The organism is Phaeobacter sp. JH20_37 (assembly GCF_048056015.1).
Classification (GTDB): Bacteria; Pseudomonadota; Alphaproteobacteria; order Rhodobacterales; family Rhodobacteraceae; genus Phaeobacter; species Phaeobacter bryozoorum.
Window position 1 is genome coordinate 1030414 of record NZ_JAYMWW010000013.1, and the last position, 19649, is coordinate 1050062.

Here is a 19649-nt window from a genome sequence, read left to right on the forward strand (position 1 = left end):
TCTGTTTCCAAACCGCGCGGTATCACAGATTCGACGGCAGCCCTATCCGGCAGGCGGCGGCGCCAGGGAGTTCCGTCTGACAACAGCTGTGTTAATGCAGATCGACTGACCGTCGGAGCGGCCTTCAACCATGGCGATCAGCTGTTGAGCCGCCTTGCGCCCCATTTCACGGTGCGGAACATGCACCGTCGTCAGCGGTGGGCTGACGATCTCCGCCAGTTCAATATCATCAAAGCCGGTTATCGAGACATCCTGCGGCACCGCGATGCCAAGGCGATGCGCCTCGCCCAGCGCACCGGCTGCAAGGACGTCATTGCCACACATGACCACGGTCGGACGAGGATCACGGGCCATCAACTCAGCAAATGCCCTGGCGCCTTTTTCAATTTCATAGGGGGTTTCGATCAATGTCAGCGCCTGCGGATCGCAGCCCTGCGCCTGGAGGGCATCGCGGACCCCGCTGACGCGGTTCTGTGCCCGGTCATTGCCTTGCCGGATACCCGAGATCATGGCGATGCGACGGTGGCCCGCCGTTAGCACCGCCTGCGCCAGCTCATACATGGCCCCGGTATTGCTGAAGCCAACGGAGATCTGAGGCAGGTCGGGCGCATATGACCAGGCCACCAGAACCGGCACCTGATGTTTCGCAAGATACTGGTAGATTTTCTCGTCCCGTTCATGGCCAATCAGCAGCAGACCGTCGGCCCCGCGCGCAACCAAAGCCCGGATCTGCTCCTCCTCCACGTCTGGGCTGTAGGCGGAGCTGGAGACGAGAAGCGTATAGCCATCCTCGCGCAGCTGGTCCTGAAAGGCCTGCAGGCCGCGGGCAAAGATCGCGTTGTCCATGGTGGGAATGATCGCCCCGATGGTGAAGCTGCGTTTGGCAGCCATCACCCGCGCGGCGAAATTTGGCGTGTACCCCAGCGATTCGACCGCTTCCATCACCCGGTCGCGGGTTGCCTTGATCACCCGGTCAGGTGAATTCAGGCAGCGCGACACCGTCGCGGTGGAAACGCCCGCCGCCTTGGCAACATCGTTAAGTGTTGGAGCTGAGGGGATTTTTCCCATGTCTTACCTGCCATGTCTTTGGCGTATGTTAGCATAAATCGGGGCAGCTGCCAGCTACCAATGTAAGCGCTTGCATTATTGATGTAAGCGCTTACAAATGATGTTGAGATACAAACCGGGATCTTGCGATGTTTCTGATGGCGTCTGTTTGCGTATTTGTCGTGTTCTTTGCCAATGTTGCCCTCGGCGCGTCTGGCGGCGGCGGCTTCCTGGGCGATGTCGGCGAAATGGTGGTCCTGTTTGCAGCTTCCATTCTGTTTGTGGCGGCAATTCTCAAACGAGAGGCTGACCAGAAAAATCAAAACGGCAGCTGACGGATTTCCAAGGGAGGAAGACAATGACCAATGGCAAGGATGGCCTCAAATCTGCGGAGCGCCGCAATTTTCTGAAACTGGCCTCGACCGGCTCTTTTACTGCGGCGATGGTCGCAGGGGCTGGCGGTGTGCTCTGGTCCACTGAGGCGGTTGCGCAAACCGCCAAGGAGGAAAAGGAACGTGAGGGTGCGGCCGAGCATATCATGACCGTGGCAACCGCCTATGTGCTGGGCGCGTCGCGCAGCTATCCGATCATGCAGCTGGATCTGAAGGAAAACATCCAGAACGCCACCAACGGCAGGGTCTACGTGAAGCTAGCCCCCGGCGGGCAGCTCGGCGCGGGCGGCGCTTTGGTGCAGAAGGTACAGGGCGGCACCATCCAGGCGGCGCAGCATTCGCTGTCAAATTTCGCGCCCTTTGCCTCTACCGTTGACCTGATCAACATGCCCTATCTCTGCGGTTCCAACCAGCGGTTCACCAATCTGGTGACCTCAGATTTCTGGAACTCGGAGGTGCATCCGAAAGTGGAGGCCGCAGGGTTCAAGGCGCTGTTCTATGTGAACATCGACCCCCGTGTGGTGGCGGTGCGCAAGGGTGGCAACGCGGTAATGTCACCCGGTGACATGGCCGGGGTGAAATTCCGGGTGCCAGGCTCGAAGATGCTTCAGCAGTATTACCGCATGGTCGGCGCCAATCCGACGCCGGTGGCCTGGGGCGAGACGCCATCGGCCATCAAACAGGGTGTGGCGGATGCGCTCGATCCATCGGTCGGGGCGCTCTATGTCTTTGGCTTCAAGGATATTCTCAGCCATGTGACCTTTACCCAGGCGGTGCCGGACAGCCAAGTTTATTCCTGTAATCTGGAATGGTTCAATTCACTGCCCGCCGATGTTCAGGAGGGCGTGATGTGGGGGTCTGAAATGACCGCGCATCAGAACCTGTCCAAAGTGCCCTCCGCCCGCGCCTATGCGATGGCGGAACTGACCAAGGCCGGTGTCGAATTCCATAGCCTCAGCGACGATCAGCTGGGCGAATGGCAAGAGGCCGGCGGCTATCAGCGCAGCGAATGGGATTCCTTCAAGACAGAGCTGGCAGGCTCAATGGACAATTTCGCCAAGCTGGAGGAGGCCGCAGGCACCCAGGGCAAATACTTCGTCCACGACGCCTGAGCCGGACCGGGCGGGCAGCGCGAAGCCCCCCGCCCGTCCTTATACCAACAGCCGCCGCCGCAACAGTCCCCCGGGCTGGTTGCGGGGGTGCGCCTGAACCACGGGAACGGCAATGCAGATCCTGCGAACGATCGACAAGAACGCGGAGCGCTGGCTGCTTCTGGTGTTCTACGTGATGCTGGTCATCACAATGGCAATCGAGGTGATCCGGCGCGAGCTGTTTGCCTTCTCCTCGATCTGGGGCGAGGAGATCGTCCGCTATTCCTTCATCTATCTGGCCTGGATCGGTGCCGCCGCCGCGGTCAAGGAACGTGCGCATATCCGCATTGATGTGCTGATGCACTACCTCGGCCCACGGCCCAAGGCGCTGCTCTATATCTTTGGCGATCTGGTGATGTTCATCGTGGCGCTGGTGGCGCTCTACTGGTCATTCGAGACGGTTCTGGTCTCCGCCAAGTTCGGATCGGTCAGCCACGGGCTGCGGATTTCGATGGTCTGGTTCCTGATGGCGGTGCCTGTGGGCTTTGCGCTGATGGTCTGGCGGCTCTTGCAATCCTTCCTGCGCGACTGGCGCAGCCTTCGCGACGGCACCCCCGTCTTCGAAGGCGACAAGCTGTTTGATTGAGAGGCGTTAAGCGATGCTGTGGAATTCACTCAATCAAACGGTCGAACTGGGATGGGATTTCTACCTGCCGGTGATCATGTTCGTGGCGCTGATTGCGCTGGCGGTGCCGGTCTGGGCCGCCATTGGTGCTGCTGCCATCACCATGCTGGTTATGTCGGGCGACCTGCCGCTGAGCGCCATCGGTGAAAGCCTGTTCACCGGCATTGATGCCTTTGCGCTGACCGCGGTGCCTTTGTTCATCCTGACCGGCGACGTGCTGGTGCGCACCGGCCTCAGCAAGAAATTTCTGGATGTGGCAGAGGCGCTGACCTGCTGGACCCGCGGCGGCTTTGGTTCGGCCACGGTGCTGGTCTGCGGCATGTTCGCGGCGATCTCCGGCTCCGATGCGGCCGGTGCTGCCGCCGTTGGACGGATGACCATCAACCGGCTGGTCGAAAGCGGCTACCCCCGCCCCTACGCCTGCGCGCTGGTGGCTGCGGGCGCCTGTACCGGCATCCTGATCCCGCCCTCCATCGCCTATATCATCATCGGTCTGGTGCTGGGCATTTCCGCCTCCACCCTGTTCTTGGCGGCGCTGATCCCGGGGATTGCCATTCTGGTGTCGATCCTGGTCACCAATATCATCATGAACCGGCTTTACACTTATGAGACCGGCGGCAACATGGGGGTCGGTGAATGGCTGGGCAATCTGGGCCAGTCGCTGAAATCCGGCTGGTATGCCTTCATCGTGCCGGGGATCATCTTCTATGGCATCTTCTCAGGCCGCCTGACCCCGACAGAGGCCGGCGCCACGGCAGTGGTCGTCACCATCCTGATGGGCTTTGTCCTCGGCACCCTGAAACTGGCGGATTTCCCCGCGATGCTGGTCAGCTCAGCCAAGGTGAACGGGGTGATCCTGCCGATCATCGCCTTCTCCGCGCCGCTGGCAGAGGCGCTGGCCATCATGGGTGTGCCGCAGGGGTTTGTGACGGCTGTGACCGGGCTGACCGATGACCCCTCTGTGCTGATCCTGCTGATGATCTGCATCCTGATTGCGGCCGGCTGCGTGATGGAAACGACGCCCAACATCGTGATCCTGGCGCCGATCCTGAAGCCGCTCGCCGACAACATCGGCATGAACGAAATCCAGTTCTGCATCATGATGATCACCGCGCTGGGGGTCGGCTTTATCACCCCGCCCCTGGGCCTGAACCTCTTTGTCGTCTCCGGCATCACCGGCGAGTCCATCCTCAAGATCGCCGCCCGCGCCATCCCCTTTGTGCTGACCATGCTGATCGTGGTGCTGCTGATCGCCTATATCCCCGCGATTTCGACCACGCTGCTTCCTGATATTTACAAGTAGGACCCTCTGACATGACCCGTGAATACCTGAAAAAGGCGGCCCTGACCCCCAAGTCGGACGCGTCCGAGACACATAAGATCGTGCAGGGCATCCTGGACGACATTGAGGCCGGCGGCGATGCCAAGGCGCTGGAGTACGCCGCGAAGTTCGACAAATACGAGGGCAACGTCCTGCTGACGGCAGAGGAGATCGAAGCCGCCTGCGCGCAGGTACCGGAGAAGCTCAAGGCCGACATCCGGTTTTCCCACGACAACGTGCGCCGCTTTGCCGAGCTGCAGAAAAGCACGATGCAGAACGTGGAAACCGAAATCTGCCCCGGCTTCATCACCGGGCAGAAGGTAATCCCGGTGGATGCGGCGGGCTGCTATGTGCCGGGCGGGCGCTACAGCCATATCGCAAGCGCCATCATGACCGTGACCACCGCCAAGGTGGCGGGCTGCAAACACATCACCGCCTGCTCGCCGCCGCGCCCGGGCGTCGGCGTGGCCCCCGCCATCGTCTATGCCGCCCATATCTGCGGCGCGGATAAGATCATGGCGATGGGCGGCGTGCAGGGGGTTGCGGCGATGACCTTTGGCCTCTTTGGCCTGCCCAAGGCGAATATCCTGGTCGGCCCCGGCAACCAGTTCGTGGCGGAGGCCAAGCGCATCCTGTTCGGCCGCGTCGGCATCGACATGATCGCAGGCCCCACCGACAGCCTGATCCTGGCCGACGGCACCGCCGACGCCCATATCGTCGCCACCGATCTGGTGAGCCAGGCCGAGCATGGCTACAACTCTCCGGTCTGGCTGGCGACCGACGATCGCGCCCTGGCCGAGGACGTCATGCGGCTGGTGCCGGGGCTGATCGACGACCTGCCGGAGGTGAACCGCGAGAACGCCGCCGCCGCCTGGCGCGACTATGCCGAGGTGATCCTGTGCAAAGACCGCGAGGATATGGCGGCCTGCTCCGACGAATACGCGCCCGAGCATCTGACCGTGCAGGCAGAGGATCTGAACTGGTGGCTGGAGCAGCTGACCTGCTACGGCTCGCTGTTTCTGGGCGAGGAGACCACGGTCTCTTATGGGGACAAGGCGGCGGGCACCAACCACGTGCTGCCGACCTCGCGCGCGGCCAGCTATACCGGCGGCCTCAGCGTTCACAAATACATGAAGATTGTCACCTGGCAGCGCGCCACCCGCGAAGGCTCGAAACCGGTGGCGGAGGCCACCGCGCGCATTGCCCGGCTGGAAGGGATGGAAGGCCACGCCCGCGCTGCTGATGTGCGGCTGGCCAAGTATTTCCCGGACGAAACCTTTGACCTGACCGCCAATGGCTGACCCGCGCGCCCTGTTCGATCTGACGGGCCGGACCGCCTGCATCACCGGCGCCAGCTCCGGGCTGGGGCGGCGCGCGGCCATCGCGCTGGCCGCCGCCGGAGCGCAGGTGGTGGCGGTGGCGCGCCGGGCGGAGGCTTTGGAGAGCCTTTGTGCAGAGATCGGACCAAGCGCGGCTTATACGGTCGCGGATGTGGCGGACCGCAGCGCGCTGGAGGCACTGCGGGACACCGTCACCGACCCTTTTGGCGCGCCGGACATCCTGATCCACGCGGCCGGCGTCAACACGCGGCAGCCTGCGGATGAGGTGACCACGGAAGGCTGGGACCGCACCCTGGCGCTGAACCTCTCGGCGCCCTTCTTCCTTAGCCAAACGTTTGTGCCCGTGATGAAGGACAGGGGCTGGGGGCGGATCGTCAATTTCGCCTCGCTCCAGACCTCCCGCGCCTTTCCCGGCGGCATCGCCTATGGCGCCAGCAAGGGCGGGATCGGCCAGCTGACCCGCGCCATGGCGGAAGCCTGGTCGCCCCACGGCATCACCGCCAACGCGATCGGGCCGGGGTTCTTCCCGACCGAGCTGACCCAATCAGTATTCGAGGATGACGCGCGCGCGGCCCGCAACGCCGCGCAGACCTGCATCGGCCGCAACGGGCGGCTGGACGATCTCGACGGGCCGCTCTTGTTCCTGTGCTCGGAGGCCTCGGCCTATGTCACCGGGCAAATCCTGATGGTTGACGGGGGGTTCACCGCGAAATGAAAGCCTTGGTTTATGAAGGGGTTGAGACGCTTGCCGTCCGCGATGTGCCGATGGCCGCGGGCCAGCCGGGCGAGCATCTGATCCGCATCCATGCCTCCGGCATCTGCGGGTCGGACATGCACGCCTATCTGGGCCACGACAGCCGCCGGCCCGCACCGCTGATCCTCGGGCACGAAGCCGCCGGGGTGATCGAGGACGGGCCACAGGCAGGCCGCCGGGTGACAATCAACCCTCTGGTGACCTGCGGCAGCTGCGCGGCCTGCGCATCGGGGCGCGAAAACCTCTGCGCCAGCCGCCAGATCATCTCGATGCCCCCGCGCGAGGGCGCCTTTGCCCAGTTCGTGGCGATGCCGGAGCGCAACCTGGTGACCGTGCCGGACGCAGTACCGCTGGCAAAGGCCGCGTTGGCGGAGCCGCTGGCAGTGAGCTGGCACGCCGCCCGGCTGGCGCTGGAGGCGCTGCACCCGGACACCGAACGCCGCGCGCTGGTGATCGGCGGCGGTGCCATCGGGCTGGCGGCGGCGCTGGCGCTCAGCGCAATGGGGGTGGAGGACGTCACGATCCAGGAACCCAACGCCGCGCGCCGTGCCTTTCTGACAGACCGCTGCGGCCAACAGGCGGTGGCGGAGTTTCAGGGCATGGTGCCGCTGGTGGTGGACGCGGTGGGCTATGCCGCCACCCGCACTGCCGCCTCTGCCACTGCCGCGCCCGGCGGGGTGATTGCTCATGTTGGCTTGGGCGAGGACACCGGCGGCTTGGATATCCGCCGCATGACGCTGCAGGAAATCACCTTCATCGGCACCTACACCTATACCGCGCAGGATTTCCGCGACACCGCGCAGGCGATCTTTTACGGCCGTCTCGGGCCGCTGGGCTGGTCTGAGCTGCGTCCGCTGTCAGAGGGCGCCGCCGCCTTTCGCGATCTGCGCAGCGGCGCGGTGGCGGCGCCCAAGATCATCCTCGACCCCTGGGCCTGAGCCCGCACGCCAAACAAACGGAGAGCAACGATGTATGACAATATCCTGGTTCCCATGGCCCTGGATCACGGGGTGTCCGGAACAACGCTCAAGGCCGCCGCCACCCTGTGCAACCCCGGCGGGCAGATCACGGCGCTGCATGTCTATGAGGCACCGCAGGGATCCGTCAGCACCTACCTCGACGAGGACGCCCTGCGCGAAGGCCTGGCCAACGCCCGTCTGCAGCTGACAAAGAAAACCGCCGATCATGGCGATGTATCGACAGAAATCGTCAAGGGCCGGTCCTACCGCGCCATTGTCGAATACGCGCAGCAGCATGGCATGGACTGCATCGTCGTCGGCTCCCACAAACCGGGTCTCAGCGACTTTTTCCTCGGCTCGACGGCTGCCCGCGTGGTCCGCCACGCGCCCTGCGCCGTGCATGTCTGCCGCACCACCTGACCCCGAGAAACAAGACACCCGAAGCAAAGGCAACCAACCATGACCATAGACAAGAGGATCGCTGACGATCTGGCGGCCAACGGCGTCTCCTTCGTCACCACCGTGCCCTGCAAGCAGCTGGCCGGGGTGATCGAGGAGATCGACCAACGCGACGACATCTTCCATATCCCCTCCAACAAGGAGGATGAGGGCATGGGGCTCTGTGCCGGCGCCTGGATGGGCGGCAAGCGCCCGGCCATCATCATGCAGAACACTGCCATCGGGGTCACCATCAACACGCTGGCGACGCTGATCCAGTATTACCGGATGCCGCTGCCGATGCTGATCTCCTACCGCGGCGAGCTGCGCGAGCCGGTGGCCTGCCAGGTCGAAATGGCGGTGCATACCAAGGCGCTCCTGGCGCAGCTCAACATCCCCGCCTACCACTTTCACTGGCAGAAAGATGTCGAGGAGCTGGACAACATCCTGAAATACACCTTCATGTGCAACAAGCCCGTTGCCATCCTGACCGACGCCAATTTCTGGGGAGGCTATGGCGACCAATGATCCGTTCCGAAATCCTGAAAGAGATCGCGCCGATCCTGCGCAACGAACTGGTGGTCTGCAACATCGGCATTCCGTCGCAAGAGCTGCACGCCATCGACGACCAGCCCAGCAATTTCTACATGCTGGGCACCATGGGGCTGGCGTCCTCCATCGGGCTGGGGCTGGCGCTGGCGCAGCCGAAGCCTGTGATCGTGATCGACGGGGACGGCTCGATCCTGACCAACCTCGGCACCCTGCCCACCATCGGCAACAACGCGCCCGGCAACTATATCCTGATGATTATCGACAACGGCTCCTATGGCTCCACCGGCGATCAGCCGACCTATACCAGCCAGCGCACCGATCTGGCCGGCATGGCCCGCGCCGCCGGCTGCGCCCGGGTTGTGGAGGTGCAGGACAAGGACACCGGCCCTGCGCTGGAGGAGGCTTTGGCCAGCGGCGAGGCCACGGTACTGGTCGTCAAATGCGACAGCGGCAACGCCAAGATGCCGGTGATCACGATGGACCCGGTGGTAATCCGCGACCGCTTCATGAAGGCCGTGGCCGACTGATGGGTGCAGGCGCCATCCATTCGGCCGAGGACGCCCGCCGCCTGGCCCGGCGGCGGCTGCCCAGGATGGTGTTTGACTATATCGACGGGGCCGCCGGGCAGGAAACCGGGGCGGCGCGCAACCGTGCGGCCCTGGATGCCATCACCCTGCGGCCCCGCATCCTGCGCGATGTCAGCCGGCGCTCGCTGGCGGTCCGCATCTTCGGCGCCGAGGCAGACCGACCCTTCGGGATTGCCCCCATGGGCATGTGCAACCTCGCCGCCCCCGGCGCCGACCTGATGCTGGCCCGGCTGGCCGCCCGCCACCGGGTGCCGCATGGGGTCTCGACCGTTGCCTCGACCCCCTTGGAGACTATCCTGGAGGCGGCGGAGGGCTATGCCTGGTTCCAGCTCTATTTCAGCGGCGGCGGCACCGGCACCTTCAAACTGGCGGAGCGCGCCCGCGCAGCCGGGTACCAGACGCTGGTGCTGACGGTCGATGTGCCCGAGGTGGGCCGCCGCCCGCGCGAGCTGCGCCATGGCTTCAAAATGCCGTTCCGCATCGGCCCGTGGCAGTTCCTCGATTTTGCCCTGCACCCGCGCTGGTCGCTGACAACCCTTCTGAGGGGCAAGCCGGTGATGGCGAATTTCCAGATGGAGGGCTATGACTTCGACCGCACCGAAAGCCGGGCGCGCGCCACCTGGGACACGCTGTCACGGCTGCGCGATCTCTGGCCCGGCAAGCTGGTGATCAAGGGCGTGCTGGACGTTGAAGACGCCCGCGCGCTGGTGGCGGCGGGCGTCGATGCCATTCAAGTCTCCAGCCACGGCGCCCGGCAGCTTGAGGCAGCCCCTACCCCGATCGAGATGCTCGCGAAGATCCGGGCCGCGCTGGGGCCGGAATTCCCGGTGTTCTACGACAGCGGCCTCCGGTCGGGTGAAGACGTCCTGAAAGCCTTGTCCATGGGGGCTGATTTTGTATTTCTGGGCCGCATTTTGCAGTTTGCGATTGCTGCAAAAGGAGAATCCGGGCTGACCCAGCTTTGGCAGGCGCTCAGCGACGAGTTGAGTATTGCCATGGCACAGACCGGGCGCAACTCACTGGATCGCCGTGACCATCAGATCTGCTAAGATAACGGAATACCCGCGCGTGACGCCCTGCGCATTCACGCCGCATCGCTGCGCTGGCTTTTTGCAACGACGCTAAGGTGGTAGGCTTGGCAGATTTCTCCACCCGCTTCGAACCGGGGGCCTGCCGAGCTTATCGAGAGGCTGGCCCTGCGCATGAGCAGCGCCGCCGTCACCGAGGTGATACACAAGAACGTATCAATATTCCAATCCCGGGCGAAACGGGCAAACCCCTGTTCCAGCAGCCGCCGCACCCGCATTCTGTCACGGGCTCCCAGAGTGTCTTCGACAAAGAACCGGCTGACCTCCCAGATCCCCGGATCCTGTGGCGCGGCGTCATCCAGCACATTGGAGGGCAGCCCCGGCAGCAGGCCCAGCTGCGCATCGCGCAACATATAGCTGGCGTTCATACATTGCGCTGTTGTGGGGGTCAGCCTAAAGCCGCCGAGAACAGCCATCCCGTCGTGAACTGCACAGTAGATACTCTCGGGCGTGTCATATTGATCGAACTCCAATCCACGCACATTGGGCAGATCCCAGCGCCGTAACTTGACGAAATGACGGTAGCGCGCGCGCAAAAGCTCGGTAAAGAGCGCGCCGGTCTCCCCAAAATTATCAAATGTAATATCTGTCGACTGCATCCGCGATCCGGCCAGCTGTTCCTGCCGCCCGCGGGCGTGCATTCTGCAAATTTATCGAAAATTTGACTCAACCTATCCGGCAATCGTAAATTTTGAATTAATTCCTGTGGGTTGAACTTCTTTTTACGAAGGGTTCTTGTCGGTGTGAGAGCCGATCAGACCGTGCGAGTTAACGACGGCATCGCTATCTTGCGAATTTCCGACAGTAGAACCGACTTCTTGACAGGTTTGGCAAGGTAACTGGCCGCACCCAGCTGCAAAAACAGCTCCTGCTCCTCAGGGGCCGCATTCGCTGTCAACATGATCACCGGGGTGGCCCCGATCCGTCCACCACGCCGCAGCATTTCGGTCAGTGTTTCGCGACCGTCCATGACCGGCATCTTCATGTCCAACAACACAAGATCAACCGGGTTCTGCTCAAGCCAGGCAAGCGCCTCGACGCCATTTTCGGCATCTGTGATCTGGACGTTGCTGTTTTTGAGGAAGGCGCGAACGACCATTCTATTGGAGGCGGTATCATCCACCACGAGGATCGACAGCCCCCCGAGATCGCTGATCTCGCTACCGGCAGCCGGCTGTTGAAGGGTCTCAACCTCCGCAGGGTCGAGGCTTTTTATCGGACAGAAAAAGGTAAAGCAGCTGCCCCAGTCGGGGCTGGTCCGAACGGTGATATCGCCCCCCATGATGCGTGCCAGATGGCGGGCGATCGCCAGGCCCAGACCGGTGCCCGGCACATTTGGTGCAGCCTTGTCGATGGCACGATAGAAATCCGTGAACAGCTTGGCGCTCTGCTCGGGTGTCATGCCACGTCCGGTATCCGACACCGCGACCCGCAGCAGCGCACGCCCCTCGAACTCTTCGATATCGGCGACGACCTCGACATGGCCAGCCTCGGTGTATTTCACGGCATTCGAAACAAGGTTTCCGATCACCTGACGCAGGCGCAGCGCATCACATTCGGCATAGTCGGGAATACCCGGCTCCAATCTGATATGAAGCCTGAGCCCCTTCTCATCCGCCCGTGCGCGATACATTTCAACGGCACTGGAGATTTCTTCGCTCGGGACCGCTGTCGCGAGGTTCAGCTCGAACTGACCGGACTCGATCTTGGCGTGATCCAATACGTCATCAAGAATGCCGGTCAACGCCTGCGACGATTTGCGCAGAAGCTGCGTCTGCTCCCTCAGCGTTTCAGAGCCGGAGTTTTCCTCCTCGATCAGCTCGGACATGCCGCAGATCGCGTTCAAAGGTGTGCGGATCTCATGGCTCATCGCTGCGAGGAAACGGCTCTTCGCGCGGCTTGCAGCTTCTGCCGCACGCAGGGCCTCTTGCAGGCGGGCGGTCAGCCGGTGCTGCACCCACATGGCATGAAGCATGTAGGCGGCCCCCAGCAGGGCGACCACCGCTGCTATGACCATCTCTCCCGCACTGGCAAACCGGGACAGCGTCGCGCTGATCATATAACCGACCGTGCAGATGATCGGCACCGCCGTGATGATACCGAAATGAAGCCAGGCTGACCGCGCAACAACACAGTGGTTGAGCGCGATGATCAGCAGCATTGCACCCATCAGTTTCGGAAAGGGTTCCGGGTGCAGAAACAACAGCAATGACAGGGAGTTAAAGACGCAGACGCCGACGAATGCGGAGCCGGCAAACAGCAGCGTGTTGCGGACGGTCACCTCAGATATCAGCCTGCGATAGACCCGCAGCCCAACAACTTCGACAAGGACATAGGCGCCATAGACCACCGCGACGGCCTGAAACGACAGGAAGTAGAGCGACAACAGAGAGACCAGGCTGATGGAGGCAAACCGCGACGGAAGATCCGAGCGCACAAGCTGGTTTTGACTGGACACGGAGTTCACGAGGTCTGGCGATAAAGAAAACAAACGCATCCTCCTTCCCGTGTTTCTTTGGCGCTGTCCCTTCGGTTACGCCCAAGCGTGAAAACAAGCCTCACCTGACTGCATCACTGCTAACCGATTCGTCCCTACCGTTAAATTGCAGTCAAATAATGACGGATGACTTAATACAGTCACGCTGGCCTATTGACACAGTCAGGTCGATTACCCTGCGCGGTGGCGGTGGATCGGATAGGTCCTGTACCAAAAAGGCCAGCCCGCAGTGCAAGGGCCGGAAAGACCCACGTCATGACCGAAGGTCGCCTGAGGGCATCCTATCAACTGATTGCGACTGCAAAGAGCGTAAATCAATCGATCATACCAGCTATGTCAGGTAAATGGTGCCCCCACACGGACTCGAACCGCGGACCTACTGATTACAAATCAGTTGCTCTACCAGCTGAGCTATAGGGGCCTTGGGCAGCGAGATAGCGTCTCTGGATGGAGGGTGCAAGACGAAAAATTCGTCACCCACCCGAGAATTTCGCGGCGTCAATTTCGCAGCAGAGCCCGTGCCCTCTCGTAGCGATCGGCGCAGTGTTCGTCGTGGTCAGACAGGAGGCCGCTGAAGCCCTGCCTTGCAGGCGCATTGACGAAATAGTAGCGCTCAGGCGAAACCTGCGCCTGCTGGTTCGACGGGCAGGCGGTCAGGCAGCAAATGCCAATCTCTCCAGAGACCTACTGGCAGCGGTGGTGGAAATATATGATCATGGCCGCAACCGCATTGCAGGGGATGTCGCATACGTGTCGAAAGTATATGAACACCGCATCGCCAGAAAACCGGACGCCACAACATGACCGATCCCCATTTCAACATCATGATCATCGGACAGGCCGGACGGTTGCAATATGAGGCGGTGCTGTTTGCCGCCTCTCTGCGACACTATGCTCCCGATTTTGCCGGGCGGCTCTATGTGGCGGTTCCGCAGCCTGGACCCAAGTGGCACAAGGACCCGAGCATCCGCAGCCAGCCGGTCTTGCAGGCGCTGGATATGCTTGGGGCGCAACTCCTGCCATTTCAGTCCGACGTCTTTGGTCAGGCCTACCCCTATGGGAACAAGATCGAGGCGCTTCTGGCGCTTCCTGAGGGGCAGCCTTTTGTCTTCTTTGACAGTGATACGCTGATCACCGGTCCAATTGATCAGGTGCCGTTTGATTGTGGTCGGCCCTCGGCATCGCTGCGGCGCGAAGGCACCTGGCCGAAGCCCACGCTCTATGGGCCCGATATGACAGGAATCTGGCGGGCGCTCTATGACCGTTTCGATCTGGATTTTGACAGCAGCCTCGATCTCAGCCAGCCTGAAAATTTCTGGCGCCGCTATCTCTACTTCAATGCCGGCTATTTCTATGGTGCCTGTCCGCAGGTCTTCGGGCGCCGGTTTCTCGACTATGCGACATCAATCCGCGACGACCTGCCCATGGCGCTGATCGGGCAGTCACTGGACCCCTGGCTGGACCAGATCGCCCTGCCCCTTGTCATCCACAGCCTGGGCGGTGGCCGCGACACGCTGCCGGAGGGATATCTCGACGGGGTGACCAGCTGCCACTACCGCAGCTTCCCGCTGCTATATGCGCGCGAGAGCGACGCCGTTGTCGACGCGCTGGAGACCGTGGCAAGCCCGAACAAAATCAAGAAAGTTCTGAAGCAATATGAGCCGATGAAACGGATGATCTACCAGGGGCGCGGTGCCAAGCTGCGCGCGATGTTTGACCGCGATAACCTGCCTCGCAAGGAGCAGGCCCTGCGCAATCGGATCAAATCCGCAGGCTTCTGGATGCGATAACCGGCACCGCCGCTGGCAGCCCCGGATCAGGACCAAGGGCCAGGCAGCGCTGTTGCAATCGGCCCCGGCGTCACCGATCAAGAGGCGCGTCCAAATTGCGCCTTGCCTTACGCGCCGTGGCGGAGTGTTCTTACGCGCGAGACGTATTCGACCATCCAAGGGGAGCACATCCATGTCTGAAGCGCCAAGCTACGGGTTCGACACATTGCAGATTCACGCGGGCGCCAAGCCCGATCCGGCCACCGGTGCGCGGCAGACACCGATCTACCAGACCACGGCCTATGTGTTCCGCGATGCAGATCACGCCGCCGCCCTGTTCAATCTGCAGGAAGTTGGCTTTATCTATTCGCGCCTGACCAACCCCACGGTCGCCGTACTCCAGGAACGCATTGCGACCCTGGAAGGCGGCGTCGGCGCGGTCTGCTGCTCTTCCGGCCACGCAGCACAGATCATGGCGCTGTTCCCGCTGATGGGCCCGGGCCGTAACGTCGTTGCATCGACGCGCCTTTATGGAGGCACCGTCACCCAGTTCAGCCAGACCATCAAACGCTTTGGCTGGTCAGCGAAATTTGTCGATTTTGACGATCCGGATGCGGTTGCGGCCGCAATTGATGACGATACACGGGCCGTATTTGGGGAATCGGTCGCCAACCCCGGCGGCTATGTGACCGATATCCGCTCGATTGCGGATGTTGCAGATGCGGCGGGCGTGCCGCTGATCATCGACAACACATCTGCCACGCCATACCTCTGCAATCCAATTGCCCATGGTGCGACGCTGGTGGTGCATTCCACCACGAAATACCTGACCGGCAATGGTACCGTCACCGGCGGCGTGATTGTCGATTCCGGCAAATTCGACTGGTCGGCAAATGACAAATTCCCGTCGCTGTCGCAGCCCGAACCGGCCTATCACGGGCTGAAGTTCCACGAGACCTTTGGCGGGCTGGCCTTTACCTTCCACGGGATTGCCATCGGTCTGCGTGACCTCGGCATGACGATGAACCCACAGGCCGCGCATTACACCTTGATGGGGGTCGAAACCCTTAGCCTGCGGATGGAACGCCACTGCGAGAACGCCAAAACCGTTGCGTCCTGGCTCGAACAGGATCCGCGGGTTGATTATGTGACCTATGCGGGGCTGCCCTCGTCGCCATATCACGCCCGTGCCAAGGAGCACTATCCCAAGGGCACCGGCGGGCTGTTCACCTTTGCGGTCAAGGGCGGCTATGACGCCTGTGTCAAACTGGTGAACTCTCTCGAGATTTTCAGCCATGTCGCGAACCTTGGCGATACCCGGTCGCTGATCATCCACTCGGCCTCCACCACCCACCGTCAGCTGACGCCGGAACAGCAGGAAGCCGCCGGCGCCGGGGCCAATGTCGTGCGTGTCTCGATCGGGATCGAAAATGCTGAAGACCTGATCGCCGATCTGGATCAGGCGCTGACCGCCGCCACCAGCTAGGGCAACGGCACTGCCAAAACATGAAAAAGGCCGGGGTAACCCGGCCTTTTTGCTATGTGGTTAGTCGGCGTCGGTGGATTTGATATCGTAGACAACCGACACGCTGTGACTAAAGCTCAGCTCGCCCGCCTCGATCGGCATAGGGGCGCTGCGGGCCATCTCCATCGCCATCATCGGCTGGCCACCGCCGGTCTCGCGGTCATGGATCGACCGTACCGGCCCCAGTTCGACCCCAGCGGCTTCGGCGAGCTGGGTCGCCTTGCGCAGGGCATCCTTTACCGCTGCCCCCCGGATCTGGTCCTGCACCTTGGCCGGATCGGCCACACCAAAGCTAAGCCCGCGGAAATCATTGGCGCCGACCCTCAGCACCTGATCGAGCACCTCGCCCAGGCGATCCAGATCGCGGATCCTGAGGGCCAGGGTATTTGACGCCGAGAACCCGGTAATCTTGCGGCGCCCGTCGTCATAGCTGCGATCCTGCGACCAGACCGGGTTGAGCGAGATCTGCTGGGTCTGCATATCCTCAGCCGCGATGCCGGCCGCTCTCAACTCATCGACGACCTCCACCATCTTGGTCGAGACGGCCGACATGGCCAGCGCGGCCTCATCAGCTTCTTCGGTCACGCCAAGCGTGATTGTTGCCAGCGTGGGCGTGACCGCGATACGTGCGTCCCCGGTGACGGCAATCTGCCGGTCGATGCGGGTTTCATCGGCACTTGCCAGACCTGCTGCCAGCACGACGGCCAGGGCCGAGGCCAAAATATGTGTCGCTTTCATAGAACTGCTCCCTTTCTGAGGTGTTACATGGGGATGGCAATTGACCGCCTGCAAGGGGGAAATGGTGTCTTTTCCTTTCCCTTGCGCCCGCTCTGCCGTATGGTCTGCGCCAAGATCGCCTTGCCACACTGGGGTATGGGCACATTAGAGCTGAAGGCGTGTTTGCATCATGAAACCGGGGTTTGCACTCTCTCTGTCCTCCACCGGCGTTTGCCTGTTGCAGCGAGCCGCTGGTGGCTGGCGTCAGATTGGCACGGTTGCGCTGGATGTGGAGGATCTGGGTGAGGCATTGGCAGACCTGCGCCGATTGGGCGAACGGTATGCCCAGGGGCCGATCGCCTGCAAGCTCATCATTCCCAATGATCAGATCCGTTATCTGACCCTTCAGACCGGCGTCACTGACACTGCGGATCGTCGTGCCGCCGCCGAACGGGGACTGGACGGGGCGACCCCGTATCGGGTCGATGAACTGGCCTTTGACCTCAGCGAGGATGGATCGCAGACGCATGTGGCCGCAGTGGCCCGGGAGACACTGCAGGAAGCCGAAGATTTTGCTCTGATGCACGGGTTTCTGCCGGTTGGTTTCGTGGCGGTACCGGGCGATATGGATTTTCTGGGAGAGCCCTACTTTGGCGCCTCGCAGACGTTGCTGCAATCAGGGGAAGAACCAGCTGAGCCTGATGGAATTGCGGTCGTCAACATAGGCCCCGCCGCGCCGCCTGAGCCTGAGCCTGAGCCTGAGCCTGAGCCTGAGCCTGTGGAAAGCACGTCTGACGGCACCGAGGCCAGACCCGACGAGCAGCCAGATGCCCTGCCGACCGATGCCGCCGCTGCCGCCAAGGACGCAACGGCGGACGAAGCGGTTGTGAACACGGCTGCAACCGCGCCTGAAGCGAGCAACACTGTCGAAGCCTCTGCGGTGGAGACCGCACCGTCAGCGACAGCCGACACCCCAAGCGACCCCGCCGAACCCGCTGCCGCGACCGGGTTTTCCACGCGCAGGCGCAAGGAGGGCGCAGTCCGGAGCGCACCAACGCTGCGCGCCACGACCGCCGCTGCGGATGTGGCGTCGAGCCCGGCTGGAATTTCCACGGACGCGGCGCAACCGTCAGATAAACCGTCGGACAAGGTCGCTGCTACAACACCAGGGCTGACTGCGAATGGCAAATCCCCTGATGCTGGTCGCGTGGTCCCGCATGCGGCGTTTGGCACGATCGCCCTGGCAGATAGCCCTGTCGGGTCTGGTGGTGGTCTGGGCAAGGCCCCGGCCATAGTTTCGCCGCCCGCAGCCGCCAAGGCCATCATCCCCCCGGCGCCAAAACCATCGGGTCCAGCGCCTGTCCTGCCCCGCGATGAACTGGTTGAGATTCCCCTGACGGACACCCCGAAGGATAAGAAATCCCTGCATGAAGCAGGCAAGGCTGCTCTGCTGGCAGGCGTCAGAAAGAAAAAAATCGGCGGCAAACCACGTTTCCTGGGGCTTGCTCTAGTGACGGCTCTGCTCCTATTCATGGCAATCGTGGCCGCCTGGGCCATACTTGCGGAAAAGCAGACGCGCAACGCCGTGACTGATGGCACCGCGGTCCCTCTGGACACGCCCGAGACCGCTGAGGCTGGCGACATTGCCCCACAGGTAAGCGCCATTCCCGATCAGCCGGACGATGGTTCCCTGTTACCGCTGGACAACATCTCCGATGACGCCGCCGCCGTGCCCTCCGACCCGGCAGAGAGCGACGTGGATGGGCTTTCCAGTACCGATACGGCGGTTCTGGATGCCCTGCGGCTTGAGCAGGAGGGACCCGAAGCGGCGGAGCAGACGCTGACCGAAGACCTCGATCTGGCAGAGCTGGCACCTGAGGCGGACCCAGAAATGGGCAACGCCGAACAGGATACACCGCTGACCCGCGCCGCCCAATATGCGGCCACAGGTATCTGGCAGCACGCCCCCGAAACGCCGGAGGCACCGGGGGCGGAGAACCTCGAGACGCTTTACGTGGCCTCGATTGACCCGACAGATATTTCCGAAGATGCCATCGCGCTGCCGGATCCGGATCTCTACGCGACCGACCTGCAACTTGGTTCGGTCAGCACGCCAACGGCCGCCGGTCAGCAGTTTGAACTGGATGAGCGCGGCTTGGTCAAAGCGACTCCGGAAGGCAGCTTGAACCCGGATGGGGTCATGGTGTTCCTCGGTCGCCCGGAGAAAGTCCCGCCGCCGACACCGGCCCGCCCCGACACCGAAGTTGCAGCGGCAGCAGAGGAAGCCGCGCGACAGGCGATCCTGTCGGAACTCCGGCCGAAGCAACGCCCAAGGGATCTGGTTGAGCAGAACGAACGGGCCCAGCTCGGCGGGTTGAGCCGCGCCGAGCTGGGCGCCTTGCGTCCCCGCCCGCGCCCGCCCGGACTGAAGCCCGCTGAAGAGAACAGCCTGCCTGCAACCGCACAGGCCATTGCGCGCTCCGTGGTTCCGCGCGCGCGGCCGACCAATTTTGCCAATCTGGTCGATCGTGCCCAACGCAACCCGCAGCGCAACGCGGAGCCGAGCATTGCCGAAGCCGTTGCCAGCAGCCCGCCGCAGACCGTGACGCCCCGGATCCCGTCCAGCGCGTCCGTGGCCCGTCAGGCCACGATCGACAACGCGATCAACCTGCGGCGCGTGAACCTGATTGGTGTCTATGGCACCCCTTCAAATCGCCGGGCGCTGATCCTGATGCCCAATGGGCGTTACAAGAAGGTGAAGGTCGGAGACCGGATCGACGGTGGCCGCGTTGTCGCTATCGGCGACAGCCAGCTGCAATACCAGAAAGGCAATCGAAATCTGACGCTGAAAATTCCGAGTGGCTAATTCCGAGTGGCTAGGGGCTGC

The 19649-nt window shown here is 62.5% G+C and carries 18 protein-coding genes and 1 tRNA gene; 14 read left to right on the forward strand and 5 right to left on the reverse strand.

Translation table 11 applies throughout. From position 1 onward, the window contains the following. Positions 1-42: 42 nt before the first annotated feature. Entirely contained in the window at positions 43-1068 is a 1026-nt protein-coding gene (locus tag VWZ87_RS09755; protein WP_416534747.1) for a LacI family DNA-binding transcriptional regulator, read from the reverse strand. A gap of 128 nt (positions 1069-1196) precedes the next feature. Between VWZ87_RS09755 and VWZ87_RS09760 the strand changes: the two genes are divergently transcribed. The 11 genes from VWZ87_RS09760 (at position 1197) to VWZ87_RS09810 (ending at position 10215) form a co-directional block, all read left to right on the forward strand. Then, entirely contained in the window at positions 1197-1382 is a 186-nt protein-coding gene (locus tag VWZ87_RS09760; RefSeq protein WP_416534746.1) for a hypothetical protein, read from the forward strand. Between the two features lie 23 nt (positions 1383-1405). Further along, positions 1406-2551 carry a TRAP transporter substrate-binding protein gene (locus VWZ87_RS09765; RefSeq protein WP_416534745.1) on the forward strand — a complete coding sequence of 382 codons (1146 nt, stop codon included), beginning with the start codon at positions 1406-1408 and terminating at the stop codon, positions 2549-2551. Positions 2552-2663: 112 nt separating this feature from the next. After that, on the forward strand, positions 2664-3176 hold the full coding sequence (locus VWZ87_RS09770) for a TRAP transporter small permease (RefSeq protein WP_340544843.1): 513 nt from the start codon (positions 2664-2666) through the stop codon (positions 3174-3176). Positions 3177-3189: 13 nt separating this feature from the next. After that, the gene (locus VWZ87_RS09775; protein ID WP_416534744.1) at positions 3190-4518 is read left to right on the forward strand and encodes a TRAP transporter large permease; all 1329 of its coding nucleotides are present in this window, start codon (positions 3190-3192) and stop codon (positions 4516-4518) included. An 11-nt stretch (positions 4519-4529) separates the two neighbouring features. Then, positions 4530-5837 (forward strand): histidinol dehydrogenase, encoded by a 1308-nt coding sequence (gene hisD, locus VWZ87_RS09780; RefSeq protein ID WP_416534743.1) that lies wholly within the window; start codon positions 4530-4532, stop codon positions 5835-5837. After that, positions 5830-6591, forward strand: coding sequence for an SDR family NAD(P)-dependent oxidoreductase (locus tag VWZ87_RS09785; protein WP_416534742.1), 762 nt, complete (start codon positions 5830-5832; stop codon positions 6589-6591). Before hisD ends, VWZ87_RS09785 begins: the two co-directional genes overlap by 8 nt. Next, entirely contained in the window at positions 6588-7568 is a 981-nt protein-coding gene (locus VWZ87_RS09790) for an alcohol dehydrogenase catalytic domain-containing protein (protein WP_416534741.1), read from the forward strand. The genes VWZ87_RS09785 and VWZ87_RS09790 overlap by 4 nt, the downstream gene beginning before the upstream one ends. Positions 7569-7598: 30 nt before the next feature. Next, positions 7599-8009 carry a universal stress protein gene (locus tag VWZ87_RS09795; RefSeq protein ID WP_416534740.1) on the forward strand — a complete coding sequence of 137 codons (411 nt, stop codon included), beginning with the start codon at positions 7599-7601 and terminating at the stop codon, positions 8007-8009. Between the two features lie 39 nt (positions 8010-8048). After that, positions 8049-8555, forward strand: coding sequence for a sulfopyruvate decarboxylase subunit alpha (comD, locus tag VWZ87_RS09800; RefSeq protein ID WP_340544835.1), 507 nt, complete (start codon positions 8049-8051; stop codon positions 8553-8555). Beyond that, a complete protein-coding gene (gene comE / locus VWZ87_RS09805; protein ID WP_416534739.1) occupies positions 8552-9106 on the forward strand; it encodes a sulfopyruvate decarboxylase subunit beta in 555 nt (184 codons plus the stop codon). The genes comD and comE overlap by 4 nt, the downstream gene beginning before the upstream one ends. Then, complete coding sequence (locus VWZ87_RS09810; protein WP_416534738.1) at positions 9106-10215, forward strand: alpha-hydroxy acid oxidase; 1110 nt, start codon at positions 9106-9108, stop codon at positions 10213-10215. Before comE ends, VWZ87_RS09810 begins: the two co-directional genes overlap by 1 nt. Before the next feature lie 35 nt (positions 10216-10250). On the opposite strand, the gene VWZ87_RS09815 is transcribed toward VWZ87_RS09810, so the two are convergent. The 3 genes from VWZ87_RS09815 to VWZ87_RS09825 form a co-directional block, all read right to left on the reverse strand. Then, positions 10251-10853 (reverse strand): acyl-homoserine-lactone synthase, encoded by a 603-nt coding sequence (locus VWZ87_RS09815; protein WP_416534737.1) that lies wholly within the window; start codon positions 10851-10853, stop codon positions 10251-10253. Between the two features lie 155 nt (positions 10854-11008). Then, positions 11009-12751 (reverse strand): ATP-binding protein, encoded by a 1743-nt coding sequence (locus tag VWZ87_RS09820; protein WP_416534736.1) that lies wholly within the window; start codon positions 12749-12751, stop codon positions 11009-11011. 345 nt (positions 12752-13096) lie between these two features. Then, positions 13097-13172: transfer RNA gene (locus VWZ87_RS09825), tRNA-Thr, on the reverse strand. A gap of 379 nt (positions 13173-13551) precedes the next feature. Here VWZ87_RS09825 and VWZ87_RS09830 point away from each other — a divergent pair. After that, positions 13552-14541 carry a hypothetical protein gene (locus tag VWZ87_RS09830; protein ID WP_416534735.1) on the forward strand — a complete coding sequence of 330 codons (990 nt, stop codon included), beginning with the start codon at positions 13552-13554 and terminating at the stop codon, positions 14539-14541. A 172-nt stretch (positions 14542-14713) separates the two neighbouring features. Beyond that, a complete protein-coding gene (locus VWZ87_RS09835; RefSeq protein WP_416534734.1) occupies positions 14714-16006 on the forward strand; it encodes an O-acetylhomoserine aminocarboxypropyltransferase/cysteine synthase family protein in 1293 nt (430 codons plus the stop codon). Between the two features lie 60 nt (positions 16007-16066). On the opposite strand, the gene VWZ87_RS09840 is transcribed toward VWZ87_RS09835, so the two are convergent. Further along, positions 16067-16783, reverse strand: a complete 717-nt coding sequence (locus VWZ87_RS09840; protein ID WP_416534733.1) for an SIMPL domain-containing protein — start codon at positions 16781-16783, stop codon at positions 16067-16069. Positions 16784-16952: 169 nt separating this feature from the next. Here VWZ87_RS09840 and VWZ87_RS09845 point away from each other — a divergent pair, with 169 nt between their 5' ends. Next, positions 16953-19628, forward strand: coding sequence for a hypothetical protein (locus VWZ87_RS09845; protein ID WP_416534732.1), 2676 nt, complete (start codon positions 16953-16955; stop codon positions 19626-19628). The last annotated feature ends 21 nt before the right edge of the window (positions 19629-19649 follow it).